The sequence below is a fragment of the Kitasatospora viridis genome, assembly GCF_007829815.1.
GTDB classification, from domain to species: Bacteria; Actinomycetota; Actinomycetes; order Streptomycetales; family Streptomycetaceae; genus Kitasatospora; species Kitasatospora viridis.
Window position 1 is genome coordinate 37,612 of record NZ_VIWT01000001.1, and the last position, 16,663, is coordinate 54,274.

Sequence of the window (16,663 nt, forward strand, 5' to 3'; positions counted from 1 at the left end):
GCGGACGGGCCGTGGGGTGCTCCCCACGGCCCGTCGGCGTTCCACCGAGGTCTGCCCGGCGTCTCAGCGGCCCGGCCGGCTCACCAGTCGGAGCCGCCGTCCAGCACCAGCCGCCCGGACTTGCGGTACTCCCGGCGGGCGCCCTCCAGCAGGTCGGCCGCGGTCACCTCGTCGCCCCGGCCGGCGGCCAGGTAGGCGGCGGTCACCACGGCGCTGCGGATCGCGCCGCCGGCCAGCTCGAACTCCTCGGCGCAGCCATCCGGGTCGAGCCCGTCCGCGCGCGGCACCCGGGCCAGGCTGTGCCGCCACAGCGCCCGCCGCTGGCCGGCGTCCGGGAACGGGAAGTCGACCACCAGGTCGAGCCGGCGGGTGAACGCCTCGTCGATGTTGGAGCGCAGGTTGGTGGTGAGCAGCGCGATGCCGTCGAAGGACTCCAGGCGCTGCAGCAGGTAGGCGCTCTCCAGGTTGGCGTAGCGGTCGTGACTGTCCTTCACCTCGGAGCGCTTGCCGAAGACGGCGTCGGCCTCGTCGAAGAGCAGCACCGCGTCGACCCGGTCGGCCTCGGTGAAGATCCGCTCCAGGTTCTTCTCGGTCTCGCCGACGTACTTGTCCACCACCGAGGAGAGCTGGACCACGTAGAGGTCCAGGCCGAGGTCGGCGGCGACCACCTCGGCGGCCAGCGTCTTGCCGGTGCCGGAGTCGCCCGCGAAGAGCGCCACCACGCCCCGCCCGCGCCCGCCGCCGGCCCGCAGGCCCCAGTCGCCGAGCACCCGGTCGCGGTGCCGGGCGCGCAGCGCGAGTTCGCGCAGCTGGACCAGCGGCGGCTCGGGCAGCACCAGGTCGGACCAGTCGACGCCGGGGCGGATCCGCCGGGCGTGCTGCTCCAGGCCGGAGGCGGACTGGGCGAGCGCGCCGCGCTGCAGGTGACCGGCCGTCAGCGGGACGCCCTCGAAGGCCGCCAGCTCGGCGGCGATCCTGGCGGCCCGGCCGATCTGATCGTCCGTCAGGTGGTAGGGCGCGATCGCGTCGGCGAGGTCGAAGCCGATCGGCGCACCGGCGGCGGCCGTCAACTCGCGCTCCCAGGCCGCCGGGTCGCCGCCGGCCGCGCGGGGCGCGTCCAGGGTGAGCGGGCGGCGGTCCGTCCACTCGGCGTCCCAGGGCTGCGGGCCGGTCAGCAGCACCGGCACCTGGGCGGCGGCCAAGGCCTTGACCAGCGGGCCGGGTTCGGCCGGCAGCGGCCCGACCACCAGGGCGGCGCCGGCCAGCAGCGCCTCGCGCAGCAGCACCGGCACCAGGGCGGCCGCGTCCGCCGGGCGCGGGTCGAACCGCAGCCCGGGCAGCCCGGCCGCCCGCAGCGCCCGGGCCGCCAACGGCAGGGCGGCGCCGGGCCGGGGCTCGCGCAGGTGGGCGAAGACCGGGCCGCCCTCGGCGAGCCGCTTGGCCAGCAGCAGGGCGAGCCCGTCGAGCGGCGCGCCGTCCGGCCCGCCCTCGACCGGCGCCACCGGGTGGACCGCGCCGGCCAGCCGGGCGTCGGGCGTGGTGTCTCCGAGCAGCCGGGCGACCACCCGATCGGGCACCGTGAGTGCCCGACCGAGCAGCGGCCGCTGGTCCTCCTCCTCGACCAGCAGCAGCCCGGCCCGGCGCAGCGGCGCGCCGGCGTGCAGCCGGGCCCGGCCGGCCGCGGAGTGCCAGGGCAGTCCGCACAGGTCGAGCGCCAGGCCGACGGTCGCGCGGCGGCGGCTGACGTCGTCGTTGAGGTAGCCGTAGTACTGCTCGAAGCGCCGGTCCAGGTCGGGGGCGAGCGCGATCAGCAGCAGCCGCAGGTCGAGTTCGGTCAGTCCGGCGCGCGCGGCCAACCGGTGCAGCTCGTCCTGCTGACCGTCCGCCGGCTCGTCGTCCGCCGCCTGCGACGGCCAGTCGGGGGCCGGCTCCGGCCGGGCGGTCAGCAGGTGGTCGACCGCCTCAGGGGTGAGCAGCAGCCCGCGCATCGGGTCCCCGGCGCTGGGGTCGGACGCGCTGCGGGCCGCCACCAGTTCGGCGGTCCGCCCGCGCAGCCCGGCCAGCCGGTGCAGCAGTGCCGCGCTCACCGCCCGGCACCGGACAGCGGCGGCCGGTGGGCGCGCAGCGGCGGGTCGGGCAGTTCGCCCTGCATGTCGCCGACCCGCACCGCGGCGCCCTCGGTGACCGGCGGCGCGACCGGGTACTCGGGGGTCGCCGGGAACGGCATGGTGACCACCAGCTCCAGGGAGGGCTTGAGTTCGCCGCCGAGCGCCGACCAGATGTCGGCGACCGAGCGGTCGGGCGGGACGGCCGCGACCAGCGGCACGTGCACGCCGAGCGCGGCCAGCGGGCCGGTCAGCTCCTCGGGGGCCAGCGACTCGCGGCGCAGCAGGGTGCCGAGCACGGCGGAGAGCAGCCGGTGCTCGTCCTCCGGCCGCCTGGTCCAAGCGGTGACCAGGTAGGAGAGCCGGAACCAGCGGTACGGCTGGCGCCGGCTGGTGACCACGCCGCGCTCGTCGCGCACCGAGATCAGGCCGCGCTCGCGCCGGGACACCTCCTCCCGGATGTCGTAGAGGTAGGCGTCCACGGTCGGCGTGTTGCGGCGGGCCGCCCAGTCCCGGGTCGGTGCGTCGAAGACCACCTCGACCTCGGTGCCGGCCAGTGACCCGCCGCGCAGCACGCCGCGCAGCACCTCGTCGATCTCATGGATCATTAGATGTAGCCCTCACGCAGTGCGTAGGCGACGGCGTGCGCCCGGTTGCGCAGCCGCAGCCGGTTGGTGACGCCGTAGAGCACGTTCTTGACGGTGCGTTGGGAGTAGCCGATCCGGGCGCCGATCTCGGCGGTGTCCAGGCCCTCGGCGACCAGCCGGAGGATCTCGGTCTCCCGGGCGGTCAGTCCGCCGGGGTCGCCGGGGGCGCCCTCGCCACCGCCGCGCTGCAGCCGGCCGACCTGGCTGAGCAGGCGGCCGAGCAGGTCGGCGGGCAGGTCGCCCTGGCCGCGGGCGGCGGCCAGCACGGCGCGGCGCAGCCGCTCGGGGGTGGCCTCGTTGCGCCACAGGATCGCGTTGACCCCGCACTCGACGGCCTCCATCAGCTCGGGCTCGCGGATCCGCCCGACCACCAGCACCACCTTGGCGGCGCCGCCGCGCACCAGGCGGCGCAGTTGGGCCATCGACTCGCCGTCCAGCGATTCGACCAGCAGGATCCGGACCGTCGCTCCCCCGTCCGGTCCCCCGGCCTCCACCACGCTCACTTCGGGGTACTGCCGCAGTTGGCTGGTCGCCCCGACCCGCGAGATCGGGTCGGGCGCCAGCACCTCCACGGTGACCCTGGCCGCCTCGGTCGGCGTCTCGGACAGTCGCAACACAGGCGTGCCCCCCAATCGTTTGCCGCTTTTACAGACTCTCGTACCTTGACAACGGACCGTGAGGGCAGCCGGGTTCATGTCCGTCGGAACTGTTTTCCCGGCCCTCTCGGGAAGTTGATGGGCCCTCAGGGGCAGACTGCGGCGGAACGGTGAACTCCGCTACCGTCGAAACCCGTTGAGGCCCCGTCGGACGGCACCCGTCGACTCGGTGCAATTTCACATGGCGTCCGCCGGGGCAATCCGCTGCCCGGGGGGACACTGCCTAGGACGGTCGAACAGGGCAGAGTCGTTGCATAAGCCGGAGCTTCTTTACCCATAACCTTGGTTTATGAGGTCATAGGCCGGGGCCCCCTACTGGCCCCCGTAGCGGCCCGTCTACGGTTGGTGCGTATGCTGTCCCAGGCGCCGGAGGAGTGCACCGCCATGGCCCGTCCCATCCGTGTCGCGATAGTCGGTGCCGGCCCCGCCGGCATCTACGCCGCCGACGCCCTGCTCAAGTCCGATGCCGCGCAGGACCCCGGCGTGTCGATCGACCTCTTCGAGCGGATGCCGGCCCCCTTCGGGCTGATCCGCTACGGCGTGGCGCCGGACCACCCGCGGATCAAGGGCATCGTGACCGCGCTCCACCAGGTGCTCGACAAGCCCGCCGTGCGGCTCTTCGGCAACGTGGACTACCCCACCGACCTCACTCTGGACGACCTGCACCGGTTCTACGACGCCGTGGTCTTCTCCACCGGCGCGACCGCCGACCGGGCCCTCGACATCCCCGGCATCGAGCTCGACGGCTCCTACGGCGCCGCCGACTTCGTCTCCTGGTACGACGGGCACCCGGACGTGCCGCGCGAATGGCCGCTCACCGCCCGCAAGGTGGCCGTGCTGGGTGTGGGCAACGTCGCACTGGACGTGGCCCGGATCCTCGCCAAGACCGCCGAGGAGCTGCTGCCCACCGAGATCCCGCCGAACGTCCACGCCGGGCTGCAGCAGAACCAGGCCGTCGAGGTGCACGTCTTCGGCCGGCGCGGGCCCGCCCAGGCCAAGTTCAGCCCGATGGAGCTGCGCGAGCTGGACCACTCGCCGAACATCGAGGTCATCGTCGACCCCGAGGACATCGACTACGACGAGGGCTCGATCGCCGAGCGCCGCGCCGTCAAGCACGTCGACCTGGTGGCCGCGACCGTCGAGCGCTGGGCGATCCGCGACACCGGCGACCGCCCGCACAAGCTCTACCTGCACTTCTTCGAGTCGCCGACCGAGGTGCTGGGCGCCGACGGCGAGGTCGTCGGCCTGCGCACCGAGCGCACCGAGCTGGACGGCACCGGCAACGTCAAGGGCACCGGCAAGTTCACCGACTGGGACGTGCAGGCCGTCTACCGGGCCGTCGGCTACTACTCGGACGAGCTGCCCAAGCTGCCCTTCGACCCGGTCTCCGGCACCGTGCCCAACGCGGCCGGCCGGGTGCTCGCCGCCGACGGCAGCCACCAGGACGCCACCTACGTGACCGGCTGGATCAAGCGCGGCCCGGTCGGCCTGATCGGCCACACCAAGGGCGACGCCAACGAGACCGTCGCCTGCCTGCTCGACGACCACGGCGCCGGCCGGCTCGCCGGCGCCGCCGAGCCCGACCCGGCCGCAGTGGTCGCCCACCTGACGGCCCAACAGGTCCGGTTCACCACCTGGGACGGCTGGAAGCTGCTCGACGCCCACGAGCGGGCCCTCGGTACGGCCGAGGACCGCGAGCGGGTCAAGGTGGTCGAGCGCGAGGACATGCTGCGGGCCAGCGGGGCCTGACGGACCGTCCGCTGATGCTCCGTCAGTGCCGGTGGTGGTTGTCCGGCTGGGCCGGGTCGCCCGGGTGTTCCAGGCCCGGGACCAGGGTGAGCCGGTCGGACCGGGCGCGGTCGAGCCAGCGGGCGAAGGCGAGGCGGCGGGCGCAGTCGAGGCGGTCGTCCGGGGGTGCGGCGGGTTGCGGGGTGAGCTCGGCGACCAGGGTGGCCGTCCAGCCGGCCGCCGTGACCGGGGTGCCGGGCGGCGCTGTGCGCAGCGCGTCGGCCAGTGCGCGCGGGAGGGTGGCCGGGTCGGCGTCGAAGCTGCCGTCGGGGGTGTCCAGCCGCCAGCGGACACCCGCCTCGGGTGGCACCGGCTCCCGGGCGGGCACGGTAACCTCCGCCGTCACCGCCCGGTAGACCGCCCGGACGGCCGCGCTGCCCTCCAGCGCGGCCGCCGTGATCGAGCCGAGCTCGACGGCGGCCCGCTGGTCCAGCCGGACCGGGCCGCCCGCGCCCAGCGGCAAGCCACGGTCAGCCGCCTCGGCCGCGCAGAGCTCCTGGGTGAGCAGCACCTGGGCCACCCAGCGGGTCAGTTGACGGTCCTCCGGGCTGCCCGGCGCGGGCAGCGCGGTGGCGCGCGGTCCGGCCCGCAACGCGGCCAACCGCGCGTCCAGTTCGGTGCGCGGCAGTGCCCGCCCGTCCAAGTAGCCGAGCAGGCCCGTCACTTCGCCACCACCAGGGCCACCGTGGGCGCGTACTGGCAGCGCCCGAACCACATCACCTTCACCACCGCCCAGTAGGCCCCCGGCGCCATCGCCTCGGGCGCCGTGACCGGGAAGGCGACGGTGCGCCGCTCGCCCGCGGCCAGCGTGAACCCCCGGACCGGGTCGGCCAGCAGGTCCCAGCTACCCCAGGGGGAGACGGCCTGGAGCTCGCCGCGGATCTCGCTGCGGGTGCGGTTGGCCAGGGTGACCTCCAGCACGCCGAGCCCGCCCGGGATCACCCGGACCAGTTCCTCCACCACGCCGACGGCCAGGCCGGTGTCCCGGCCGCCCGCGTCCCCGCAGCCGCCGATCTGCGCGCCCTCCTCGGGCGCCGGGCCGGTGGCGGGTCGGAAGCCGGGCATCCCGCCGACCGCCACCGTGGCCACGTCCTCGACCAGTTGACCGTCCCACTCGGTGCGGGCGGCGACGAAGTAGAGGCCGGGCACGGCACCGGCCGGCGGCGTGACGGTGACCGGGAAGCGCAGGTGCCCGTCCGGCTCCAGCCGGTACGGCCGCCGGCGCAGGCTCACCTCCCAGCCCTCGGGCGCGACCAGGTCGAGCGTGCCCTCCACTGCCGCGTCCCGGAGTTGGGAGGAGAGCACCACGGAGAGCTCGCCCGCGCCGTCGCGCAGCAGTCCGGGGCTGATCCCGACCGAGACCGGCAGGTAGCCGAGCGGCGCCGGACCCCGGTTGTGCAGCCAGTAGCGGGCGAACAGCGGCTGGGCCGCCTCCCGTTCGGCGCCCAGCGCGGGCCCGGTCGGCGCGGCCGCCGCAGCCGGGACGGCCAGCACCGTCGCCACCTGGGAACCCGTCAGTTCCAGCTCCCCGACCGGCTCGCCGGGCCGCTCCAGCAGGTCGCCCCAGCACCGGTCCCGCAGCTCCAGCGCCCCGCCGAGCACGGCGGTGCGGCCCAGCCCGGTGGACTCGGTCAGCCGCAGCGCCACCCCGGCCGCCGGCTCGGCCGCGCCGGCTTCGCCGAAGGCGATCGGGTTGCCGGCCGGCTTGAGGGTGCCCAGGCGCACCTCGCGGGCGGGCTCGACCCGCAGCCAGCAGTGCTCGGCGGGCAGCGGGCCGGGGTGGCCGTCGACCACCCGGGTCAGCAGCGGATGGCTGAACTCCTGTCCCTGGGACGGCAGCTGGAGGGCCCGCCAGTCGCCCTCGCCGGAGACCAGCGCGTAGTCGAACTCATGGGTCCAGCGCTGCAACTGGAATGACGAACCGTCAGGAACGGTGCGCCGCGGCGGGTCGATCCAGACCCCGGACGGCCAGCCGGTGCAGGAGCGCAGCAGCGACAGGTGCAGCGCGCCGGTGGCGTCCACCGCGAAGCCGGGCAGGCCGTAGGTGAGCAGGGCCGCCGTGTGGTCGGTCAGCCGCTCGCCCGGCGGCAGCTCGCCGGGGCAGCGGGCGGCCACCACGGCGTCGGCCAGGTCGGCCGCCAGCTCCGCCGGGTCGGCAACCACCAGGGCGGGCAGCGCCCGCAGGTCGCGCAGGTCCGCGTTCGGCTGCCAGACCTCGGCGAGCGCCTTCTCGGCCGGCACCCAGACCCGGCCGTGCTCGGCCAGCACCCCGGCGTACTCGGCGCCGGCCCGCTCCAGCAGCTCCCGGGTGGCCGGGTTGTGCTCCGGGCCGCCGATCAGGATCCGGAAGTCCGGCAGGTTGGAGTCCACGTCCAGCCAGCCGTAGCGGGACCAGTCGGCGCTCGCCGTGGTCGCGGTGACCCCGACCCGGGCCAGCGCGACCACCAGCTCCCGGGCGCCGGCCGCCTGGTCCAGCTCCGGCACCACCACCTCGGCCACCCCCAGCGCCCGGTCGCCGAGCGGCGTGCCGTCCGGGGCGGTCAGCCGCACCCGGGCGGTGGCGCCGAGCCCGAACCAGGTGTTGGCAGGGTTGTCCAGGGTCCAGGGCGCCTCGGCCACGTCCACGTCGGGCAGCGCGAAGCCGCGCCCGATCACCGCCTCGGCCACCTCGCTGACCGGCAGCGTGCCGGGCAGGTCGAGCGGGAAGCGCAGCCGCAGCAGCCGGTCGGCCGAGCCGTGGTCCACCACCCGGGTGCGGCAGTCCACCCGGGCCTCGCCGCGCCACAGCGTGACGGTCTGCCGGTAGACCAGCCCGTCCACCACCCCGGCGATCACCAGCCGCTCGCCGAGCGGCCCGGTCTGGCGGCGCACCTCGGCGGCCCGCTCCCGCGAGCCGGTGACCGGGCCGGCGGGCAGCAGGTGCCAGGGGCCCTCGCCGAAGTCGGGGTGCTGCGGGTACTCCTGGTAGAGCCTCAGCTCGTTGCCGACCTGGCCGTCGCGGATCAACTCCCGCCCGTCCAGCAGGTCCTGGACGGAGCTCAGGTGGCCGCCGCGGGCCGGGTCGGCGGTCACCCGGTAGCGCTCGTTGGCCGCCGTGTGCCCCTCGGCCGGCCGCCAGAGCGGCTCGGCCTCCCCGTCGACCAGCCGCCAGCTGCGCCAGCCCAGCGCCGGCACCCGGTCGGCCAGGAAGTGCAGCACCCCGGCGTCCACCGCGCAGGCCACCGGCGCACCGGCGTCGTCCAGCACCCGGACGTCGGCCAGGCCGACCGGCAGCTCCAGGCGCACCACGCCCGAGCGGTCGAAGGAGAGCGTGTTGGCGACCACCACGGCCCGCCCCTCGCCCCGGGTGTCGATCCGGCCGATCAGCGCGTCCAGCGCGGTGTCCCGCACCTCGGCGGCCAGGTCGTGCGCCTCCCGCCAGCCGCCGAGCAGGTCCAGGTAGACCTGGTCGGACTCGGAGCCGGTGATCGCGTCGTGGTGGGCGCCGTAGGCCAGGTGGCGCCAGACCTTGTCCAGCGCGGCCTGCGGGTAGCGGCCCAGGCCCTGCAGGGCGGCCAGGGTGGCCAGCTTCTCGGCGTCCAGGGCGGCCGCCTCGCCGGCCCGCTGGGCCTGCTTGGTGTCGATGTAGGAGACATCCTTGCCGGTGTAGACCGGGTTCATGTCGCGGGTCTGCGGGCTCGGCCGGCGCCCGGTCGCGGCGAGCTCGGCCCGCACCGCGGTGAGGAAGTCGCGCGGGGTGCCGCAGACGAACCTCGGCCAGACGTACTTGGCGGCCCAGGAGCGGTGGATCTCGGTGACCCACTTGTTCGGCGGGGTGTAGTCGGTGCCGACCGGCAGCAGCAGGTTCCTGGTCGCACCGACGGGCTTGAGCTTGCGGTAGAGCTGGTAGACGGCCTCCTCGGCACTGGCCAGGTCGGGCGAGGAGTCCATCCACCAGCCGGCCGAGTAGTGGTGCGGCATGTAGTGGGTGAGCACGCCCTCGCCGGAGGGGGCCAGCCACTCGAACTCGCTGGGGAACTGCATCACCGTGGCGTCGTCCTTGGCCGCCCGGAAGTTCTTCTGGATCGGGCCCCACTGGTGGAACGGGCCGCGGGCCCAGGCGCTGCCGGTCAGGCCCGCGCCGGCCAGGTAGCCGGGGAACTGCGGGTCGTGGCCGAAGACGTCCAGCTGCCAGGCGGTCTGCGGGTCGCCGCCGAGGATCGCGCGCTGGTAGCCGATGCCGAGCACCAGGTTGCGGATGGTGGTCTCGGCGCCGGTCAGGTTGGTGTTGGGCTCGTTGTAGCTGCCGCCCACCAGTTCGACCCGGCCCTCGGCCAGCAGCCGGCGCAGGTCGGCGCGGCGCTCGGGGTGCTGGTCGAAGAAGGGCTTGAGGTAGTCGATCTCGGCCAGCACGAAGGCGTAGTCCGGGTCGCGCAGGGCGAGTTCGAGGTGCGCCTCGACCAGGGCGAAGCCGTTGCGCTCCCAGAGCGGGCGGGTGGTGGCGTCGCCGGACAGCAGCTCCCAGGGGGAGGTGTAGGCCGCCTGGGTGTTCCACCAGACCGGGTCGTAGTGGAAGTGCGGCACCAGGTACATGGTCCAGCCCGGCTCGGCGACGGTGACCACGGCCTGCGCGCTCGCCTCCCCGGCGGTCACGGTGACCGCCAGCTCGGTGCCCGGAGCCGCGCCGGGCGGCAGCTCCAGCGGCACCTCCAGCAGGCCCGTGCCGGTCGCGCTGCCGCGCACCCCCGCCCCCTGCACGCTGACCGGCCCGGCGGGGCCGGCCACGGTGACCCGCAGTACCTGGCGCGGGGCCGTGGCGGTGCCGACGAACAGGTCGGTGCACTCGACGGCGGTGATGGCGACCGGCACTGGTCGCTCCTCTCTCTGCTGGTCCTCTGCTGGTCCGTCAGCTCAACGTGCTCAGGCGCCCATGTCCTGCTTCACGGCGGCGTACCAGGAGGCTGGTCCGCTGCCGTTCACCGGGACGGCGTTGAAGTACTCCCACCCCGCTACCCCGGCAAACCCCGGGTACTCCGAGACCAGCCCGCCGATCGTCGAGCCGAGCGTGCCCGGGTCCTGGTAGCCGTCGCAGTTGGCCGGGTTCGTCACGGTGCCGGCCACCACCCGGGAGGGGTCGAAGCCGTTGGCCACCACCGCGTCGTAGGCGGAGGTGTCGCTCAGGTCGCCCCAGCCGCAGTAGAACTGGGCGTTGTACCAGTTGATCTGGTTGCCCATGTCGGCCTCCAGCTGGGTGTAGTCGAACCCGCCGGAGAAGTTCGAGCCGCCGGAGAGGTCGCTGGCCACCGGTGCCAGGGTGATCACGAAGCCGCTGCCGAAGTCCTGGCGCAGCTGGTTGATCAGGTGTTCGGTGTCGGCGAGCGAGAAGCTCTCCTCGATGTCGAGGTCGATGCCGTCCAGGTGGTAGGTGCGCAGGGTGTCGCGCAACTGGCCGTAGTAGGTGGCGAAGTCGTTGTGCAGGTCGGCGTAGCTGCCCTGGGCGGCGCCGCCGAGCATCGCCTCCACCCGGACTCCGGAGCGCTGCAGGGTGGCCAGCTCCTGCCACATCCGGCTGAACTTGGCGGCGGAGGGCGGGTCGTCGTTGAGGTGGATGGCGCCGCCGGCGTTCAGGTGGAAGGCGGCCAGCTCGATGTCGGTGGCGGTGCCGGCCAGCGGCAGCGGGGAGACGTACGTCCCGTTGTCGTACTGGGTCTGGTAGTAGGCGACCACGTGGCGGCTGCTGCCGTCGCGGTGGCCGTGGGGGGCGGGGGCGGCGTGTGCGGCCACGGGGGCGGCGAGCGCGAGGGCGCAGGCGGCCGACAAGGCGGTGGCGGCGCGGATGACGCGACCGGGCATGGTTGCTCCCTGGGCAGGGGTCGGCGAGGGTGGGAAGCGGCCACTTCGCCCCGGGACGCTAAAGCGATTTAGCGGGAGCGTCAATGCCCCGCGCGCCGGTTGGCACTCTTGACTTTCTGTCAGGTACGCGGAAAAGCGCTGCCCGTGCTCTCCCGCACCGTCAGCCGGGGCGTCGGCGTCTTCAGGTCGGCCGCCGAGGCCGGGTCGTCCAGCAGGCCGAGCAGCGCCCGGGCCACCTGCTCGCCGAGCGCGAAGGTGTCCCGGGAGAGCGCGGTCAGCGGCGGGTGGACGATCCGGGCCAGCACCGAGTCGTCGAAGGAGACCACCGAGAGGTCGCGCGGCACCCGCACGCCCATCTCGGTGGCCACCCCGAGCCCGGCCACCGCCATCACGTCGCTGTCGTAGACGATCGCGGTCGGGCGCTCCCGGCGGGCCAGCAGCGCCCGGGTGGCCGAAGCCCCCTCGGCGTCGCTGAAGTCGGTCGGCACCGACACCGCCTCGCTCAGGCCGAGCCGCCTGGCCGCGTCGCGCAGCGCCCGGATCCGGCGCTGGGTGTGCTGGAAGGCGGGCAGTCCGGCCAGGTGGGCGATCCGCCGGTGCCCGAGCGCGGCCAGGTACTCGACGATCGAGAGCATCGCCTCCCGGTCGTCCGCCCAGACGCTGGGCAGGCTGCCGTGCCGGCCGGGCCCGCCGAGCACCACGGTCGGCATGCCGAGCTCCTCCAGCACGGCGATCCGCGGGTCGCGCACCTGGAGGTCCACCAGCACGAAGCCGTCCACCCGGTGCTCCGAGGCCCAGCGGCGGTACACCTCGATCTCGGCGGCGGTGTCCTCCACCACCAGCAGCTGCAGCGCGGTCGCGCAGCGGGAGAACTCCGCCTGCAGGCCGGAGAGCAGTTGGGCGAAGAACGGCTCCACCCCGATGGTGCGGGCCGGGCGGGCCAGCACCAGGCCGGCCGCGCCCACCCGGGCCCCGCCGAGCACCCGGGCGGCGCTGTGCGGGCGCCAGTTCATCTCCTCGGCGACCTGCAGGATCCGCCGGCGGGTCTGCTCGCTGACCCCGGGGCGCCCGTTCAGCGCGAAGGACACCGCGCCCTTGGAGACCCCCGCCGCGCGGGCGATGTCGTCGATCGTCGGTCTGCCCACGTGTCGTGTTCCTCTCTTGACACCCCTGCCGCGCAGGAGCATAGTCCCACACATTCGCTATACCGGTTTAGTTGACTGGTCGGCAGAATTCGCTCCCCCTCACCCCGCACCCCTCCCTCCGGAGAACTCCCATGCGCAGAGTCAGGGCAGCCCTCACCCTCGCGGCCCTCGCGTCGCTCACCCTCACCGCCTGCGGCGTCGGCGGCAGCAGCGCGGCCGGCGGCGACAAGGCCGTGGCCACCGACGCCCCGCTCAAGGGCACCGTCACCTTCCAGACCTGGTCCCTGAAGAACGACAAGTTCACGCCCTACTTCACCGCCCTGATCAAGGACTTCGAGAGCCGGCACCCCGGCACCACGGTCACCTGGGTCGACCAGCCGGGCGACGGCTACCCCGACAAGGTCACCAGCCAGGTGACCGGCGGCAGCCTGCCGGACGTGGTCAACCTGCCGCCGGACATCGCGCACTCGGTGGCCAAGGTCGGCGGCCTGCTCGACCTCGCCAAGAACGTGCCGACGCTGAGCAAGGACTACGTGCGCAGCGGCCTGACCGCCTACACCTACGGCGACCTCGGCACCGCCGCCACCTACGGCTTCCCCTGGTACCTGGGCACCGACATCAGCCTGTGGAACAAGGGCATGCTCCAGCGCGACGGCCTGGACCCGGCGAACCTGCCGAAGACCTTCGACCAACTGCTCGCCCAGGCCAAGGTGATGCACGACCGCTCCGGCGGCAAGGACTACCTGATGAGCCGTCCGCCCGGGCTCTCCGACATCGTCAACTCCGGTACCCCGCTGATGACTCCGGACGGCAAGACGTTCGCCTTCGCCACCCCGGGCGCCGCCGCCATGCTGGACAAGTACACCGCCGCCTACGCGGCCGGCTACCTGCCCTCCGACGTGCTCACCAGCACCTACGAGGGCAACTCGGCGCTGTTCAACAAACAGGTGGTCGCCTGGACCACCGGCGGCGGCAACTACATCGCCAGCACCCAGCAGACCAACCCCAGCCTGGTGCCGCAGATCGTCCCCTCCCCCGCCCTCGACACCGCCCCGCTCTACGTGCAGGGCCTGTCGGTCTCCTCGAAGAGCAAGAACCTGCCGCTGGCGCTGGCCTTCGCCCAGTTCGCCACCGACAACGCCAACCAGGCGGCCTTCGTCAAGCTGGCGCCCGGCTACCTGCCCGGCACCACGGCCGCCGCCGACGACCCCTCTTACAGCAAGAGCGACGGCACCGCGCAGGGCGACGCCTCGGTCTTCGCCTACCAGGACATGCAGAACGCGGTGAACTTCACCCCGCCGGTGTGGACCTCCGCCATGGACACCTACCTCAACCAGCAGATCGCGCTCGCCATGACGGGCAAGGAGAGCAGCGCCCAGGCGCTGCACAACGCCCAGGACCGGGCCAACCAGCTGCTGAACCAGTGACCGCCGGGAGGGCACCGATGCCGTCACGTCCGCCGCGGACCCACCGCCGGTCCACCCCCTGGCTGCTGATCGCGCCGGCGCTCGGCTGGCTGGCCGTCTTCAGCCTCTGGCCCGCGCTCAACACCGCGGTGCTCTCCTTCACCAACGTGCACACCCTGAGCGGCGGGCAGTTCATCGGGCCGCACAACTACCAACTGATGTGGCAGGACCCGCAGCTGCGCGACGCGATCGTCAACACCCTGGTCTTCATGGCCGTCTGCGTCCCGCTGCTGACCTTCCTGCCGCTGCTGCTGGCCCTGCTGGTGCAGCGCACCCTGCCGTTCATGGGCTTCTTCCGGACCGTCTTCTACTTCCCGGTGATCGCCTCCGCCGTGGTGGTGGCGCTGATCTGGCAGTGGCTGCTGGACGACCGCGGCCTGGTCAACGGGCTGGCCCGGCAGGCCGGCCTGGTCCACTCGGCCGTGCCGTTCCTCACCGACCGCTGGCTGCTGCTGGCCAGCGCGATCGCGCTGACGGTCTGGAAGGGCCTCGGCTACTACATGGTGCTCTACCTCTCCGCGCTCGGGAACGTGCGCCGGGAGCTGCACGAGGCGGCCGCGGTGGACGGCGCGGGCGCGGTGCGCCGGTTCTGGGCCGTCACCGTGCCCGGGGTGCGCGGCACCATGGCGCTGGTCTCGGTGCTGATCGCGGTCAGCGCGATGCGGGTGTTCACCGAGCTGTACGTGCTGGGCGGGCGCACCGGCGGGGTGGGCGGCCAGGACGTCTCGCTGGTGATGCTGATCCAGCAGGCCGCCGCCGGCAGCGACGGCCGGCTCGGCTACGCCTCCGCGCTCAGCGTCTTCCTCTTCGTGCTCACCGTCGGCCCGCTGCTGCTGCTCGCCCGCTGGAACCGGAGGACGGACTGATGAGGCATCACCACCGGCGCCGCTCACCGGTCTTCGACGCGGTGACCCCGCTCGGACTGACGGTGCGCTACCTGACCCTGCTGGCCGTGCTGGCGATCACCGTCGGGCCGATGCTCTGGGAGCTTTCCACCTCGCTGAAGGCGATCACCGAGGACGTCTACACCGCCAGCCCGCACCTGCTCCCCCGGCACCCGACCCTGGGCAACTACGGCCGGGTGGGCCGGCTGATCCCGATCGGCCACTTCGCGCTCAACTCGGCACTGGTCGCGGTGATCGACGTGGCCGGCAACCTGGCGGGCGCGACCGCCGCCGGCTACGCGCTGGCCCGACTGAGCTTCCGCGGCCGGCGCCTGGTGCTCGGGCTCTTCCTGTCCACCCTGGTGCTGCCGGGCGAGGTGACGATCATCTCGCAGTACCAGACGGTGACCCGGCTGGGCCTGGGCGACTCGCTGCTCGGCGTGGCCCTGCCCAGCGTGATCGGCGCGCTGAACGTGCTGCTGATGCGCAATGCCTTCCTGGCCGTCCCGGCCGAGTTGGAGGAGGCGGCGGTGATCGACGGCGCCACGGTCTGGCAGCGGCTGCGGTTCATCGCGCTGCCCGCCGTCAAGGGCACCCTGAGCGTGATCGCCATCCTCACCTTCATCGGCGCCTGGGACGACTTCCTCTGGCCGCTGCTGGTGCTGCAGAGCCCCGACAAGCTCACCCTCACGGTCGGACTCTCCTACCTGCAAGGCGCGTTCACCGCCGACCCGCGCACCATCGCGGCCGGCGCGATGATCGCCCTGCTGCCCGTGCTCGCGCTCTTCGTGGCGCTCCAGCGGTACTTCTTCCGCGGCGTCGGCGAGGGCGCCGTCAAGGGCTGAGCCCCCCGACCCGAACACGGAGACCGGAGACCCCGTATGACGCATTCCCCCGCCGCACCGCGGTTCGGCGTCAACTACACCCCGAGCCGAGGGTGGTTCCACCACTGGCTGGACTTCGACCTGGACCCGGTGCGCCGCGACCTGGACGCGATCGCCGCGCTCGGCCTCGACCACCTGCGGGTGTTCCCGCTCTGGCCGCTCTTCCAGCCGAACCGCACGCTGATCCGCCCCCGCGCGCTGGAGCAGCTGGCCGCCCTGGTGGACGCGGCCGGCGAGCGCGGCCTGGACGTCGCGGTGGACGGCCTGCAGGGCCACCTGTCCAGCTTCGACTTCCTGCCGAGCTGGACCACCACCTGGCACCGCCGCAACCTGTTCACCGACCCGGACGTGGTCGGCGCCCAGGCCGCCTACCTGGAGGCGCTGGCCGGCGCGCTGGCCGAGCGGCCGAACTTCCTCGGCCTGACCGTGGGCAACGAGGTCAACCAGTTCTCCGGCGACCCGCACCCCGACCCGGACCGGATCACCCCCGCCCAGGCGGCCGACTGGCTGACCCGGCTGCTGGCCGCCTGCGAGCGCGGCGCCCCGGGCCGGCTGCACCTGCACGCCTCCTACGACGCCGCCTTCTACCAGGACGACCACCCCTTCACCCCCGCGCACTCGGCCCGGCTCGGCGCGGTCACGGCCGTGCACTCCTGGGTGTTCAACGGCACCGCCCAGCGCTACGGCGCCGACTCGGTGGCCGGCGCCCAGCACGCCGCCTACCTGGTCGAGCTGAGCAAGGCCTGGGCCGGGCAGCCGCACCGCCCGGTCTGGCTGCAGGAGGTCGGCGCGCCGGCCCCGCACGTCGCCGCCGACCGGGCCGGCGAGTTCACCCGCCGGACGGTGGCCGCCGTGCTGGACTGCCCGGACCTGTGGGGCGTCACCTGGTGGTGCTCGCACGACGTGGACCGCTCGCTCGCCGACTTCCCCGAACTGGAGTACAGCCTGGGTCTGTTGACCACCGAGCAGCGGGTCAAGCCGGCCGGGCGGGCGCTGGCCGGCGCGCTGGCCGCCGCCCGGGACGACTGGCACCCGCCCCGCCCGCGCACCACCGCCCTGGTGCTGGACCTGCCGGACGCCGCGCCGAAGCGCTCGACCTGCGGCCCCGGCGGCGCCTTCTTCGAGGCCTTCATGCGCCTGGCCGCCGACGGCGCCCGCCCCACCGTGCTGCTGGCCGAGCGCGTGGCGGACCACGCGGGGCTGTCCGCCCGGGGTATCACCGAGATCGTCACCGTCGAAGACGTCAGCTGACGCAC

The 16,663-nt window shown here is 74.0% G+C and carries 12 protein-coding genes; 5 read left to right on the plus strand and 7 right to left on the minus strand.

Annotated features, from left to right (window positions below; all coding sequences use genetic code 11):
• Window positions 1-80: 80 nt before the first annotated feature.
• From FHX73_RS00180 to FHX73_RS00190, 3 genes are read right to left on the minus strand one after another with little or no spacing between them, the layout of a single operon-like run.
• Window positions 81-2,087 (minus strand): ATP-binding protein, encoded by a 2,007-nt coding sequence (locus FHX73_RS00180; protein ID WP_246213272.1) that lies wholly within the window; start codon window positions 2,085-2,087, stop codon window positions 81-83.
• A complete protein-coding gene (locus tag FHX73_RS00185; RefSeq protein WP_145902655.1) occupies window positions 2,084-2,713 on the minus strand; it encodes a Pvc16 family protein in 630 nt (209 codons plus the stop codon). Before FHX73_RS00185 ends, FHX73_RS00180 begins: the two co-directional genes overlap by 4 nt.
• Window positions 2,713-3,369 carry a helix-turn-helix transcriptional regulator gene (locus FHX73_RS00190; RefSeq protein ID WP_425461354.1) on the minus strand — a complete coding sequence of 219 codons (657 nt, stop codon included), beginning with the start codon at window positions 3,367-3,369 and terminating at the stop codon, window positions 2,713-2,715. Before FHX73_RS00190 ends, FHX73_RS00185 begins: the two co-directional genes overlap by 1 nt.
• A 423-nt stretch (window positions 3,370-3,792) precedes the next feature.
• Here FHX73_RS00190 and FHX73_RS00195 point away from each other — a divergent pair, with 423 nt between their 5' ends.
• Window positions 3,793-5,157 carry an FAD-dependent oxidoreductase gene (locus FHX73_RS00195; protein ID WP_145902657.1) on the plus strand — a complete coding sequence of 455 codons (1,365 nt, stop codon included), beginning with the start codon at window positions 3,793-3,795 and terminating at the stop codon, window positions 5,155-5,157.
• Window positions 5,158-5,179: 22 nt separating this feature from the next.
• Here the strand turns inward: FHX73_RS00195 and FHX73_RS00200 are convergent, their stop codons facing one another.
• From FHX73_RS00200 to FHX73_RS00215, 4 genes are all read right to left on the minus strand, one after another.
• Window positions 5,180-5,860 (minus strand): DUF7158 domain-containing protein, encoded by a 681-nt coding sequence (locus FHX73_RS00200; protein WP_145902658.1) that lies wholly within the window; start codon window positions 5,858-5,860, stop codon window positions 5,180-5,182.
• A complete protein-coding gene (locus tag FHX73_RS00205; protein ID WP_145902659.1) occupies window positions 5,857-10,044 on the minus strand; it encodes a glycoside hydrolase family 38 N-terminal domain-containing protein in 4,188 nt (1,395 codons plus the stop codon). The genes FHX73_RS00200 and FHX73_RS00205 overlap by 4 nt, the downstream gene beginning before the upstream one ends.
• 51 nt (window positions 10,045-10,095) lie before the next feature.
• Window positions 10,096-11,028, minus strand: a complete 933-nt coding sequence (locus tag FHX73_RS00210; protein WP_145902660.1) for a glycosyl hydrolase family 18 protein — start codon at window positions 11,026-11,028, stop codon at window positions 10,096-10,098.
• A gap of 119 nt (window positions 11,029-11,147) precedes the next feature.
• On the minus strand, window positions 11,148-12,173 hold the full coding sequence (locus FHX73_RS00215; RefSeq protein WP_145902661.1) for a LacI family DNA-binding transcriptional regulator: 1,026 nt from the start codon (window positions 12,171-12,173) through the stop codon (window positions 11,148-11,150).
• A gap of 131 nt (window positions 12,174-12,304) precedes the next feature.
• Here FHX73_RS00215 and FHX73_RS00220 point away from each other — a divergent pair, with 131 nt between their 5' ends.
• Genes FHX73_RS00220 through FHX73_RS00235 form a run of 4 tightly spaced genes read left to right on the plus strand, consistent with a single transcriptional unit; the run spans window position 12,305 to window position 16,658 of the window.
• Window positions 12,305-13,600 (plus strand): ABC transporter substrate-binding protein, encoded by a 1,296-nt coding sequence (locus FHX73_RS00220; RefSeq protein ID WP_145902662.1) that lies wholly within the window; start codon window positions 12,305-12,307, stop codon window positions 13,598-13,600.
• 17 nt (window positions 13,601-13,617) lie between these two features.
• Window positions 13,618-14,505, plus strand: a complete 888-nt coding sequence (locus FHX73_RS00225) for a carbohydrate ABC transporter permease (RefSeq protein ID WP_145902663.1) — start codon at window positions 13,618-13,620, stop codon at window positions 14,503-14,505.
• On the plus strand, window positions 14,505-15,368 hold the full coding sequence (locus tag FHX73_RS00230; protein ID WP_145902664.1) for a carbohydrate ABC transporter permease: 864 nt from the start codon (window positions 14,505-14,507) through the stop codon (window positions 15,366-15,368). Before FHX73_RS00225 ends, FHX73_RS00230 begins: the two co-directional genes overlap by 1 nt.
• Before the next feature lie 36 nt (window positions 15,369-15,404).
• The gene (locus tag FHX73_RS00235) at window positions 15,405-16,658 is read left to right on the plus strand and encodes a glycoside hydrolase 5 family protein (protein ID WP_145902665.1); all 1,254 of its coding nucleotides are present in this window, start codon (window positions 15,405-15,407) and stop codon (window positions 16,656-16,658) included.
• Window positions 16,659-16,663: the final 5 nt, after the last annotated feature.

What these genes read in the sequence shown, in the direction of transcription:
- FHX73_RS00185 (WP_145902655.1), bottom strand. Translation starts at nt 2,713, where the DNA reads ATGATCCATGAGATCGACGAGGTGCTGCGCGGCGTGCTGCGCGGCGGG.
- FHX73_RS00195 (WP_145902657.1), top strand. Translation starts at nt 3,793, where the DNA reads ATGGCCCGTCCCATCCGTGTCGCGATAGTCGGTGCCGGCCCCGCCGGC.
- FHX73_RS00210 (WP_145902660.1), bottom strand. Translation starts at nt 11,028, where the DNA reads ATGCCCGGTCGCGTCATCCGCGCCGCCACCGCCTTGTCGGCCGCCTGC.
- FHX73_RS00220 (WP_145902662.1), top strand. Translation starts at nt 12,305, where the DNA reads ATGCGCAGAGTCAGGGCAGCCCTCACCCTCGCGGCCCTCGCGTCGCTC.
- FHX73_RS00225 (WP_145902663.1), top strand. Translation starts at nt 13,618, where the DNA reads ATGCCGTCACGTCCGCCGCGGACCCACCGCCGGTCCACCCCCTGGCTG.
- FHX73_RS00230 (WP_145902664.1), top strand. Translation starts at nt 14,505, where the DNA reads ATGAGGCATCACCACCGGCGCCGCTCACCGGTCTTCGACGCGGTGACC.
- FHX73_RS00235 (WP_145902665.1), top strand. Translation starts at nt 15,405, where the DNA reads ATGACGCATTCCCCCGCCGCACCGCGGTTCGGCGTCAACTACACCCCG.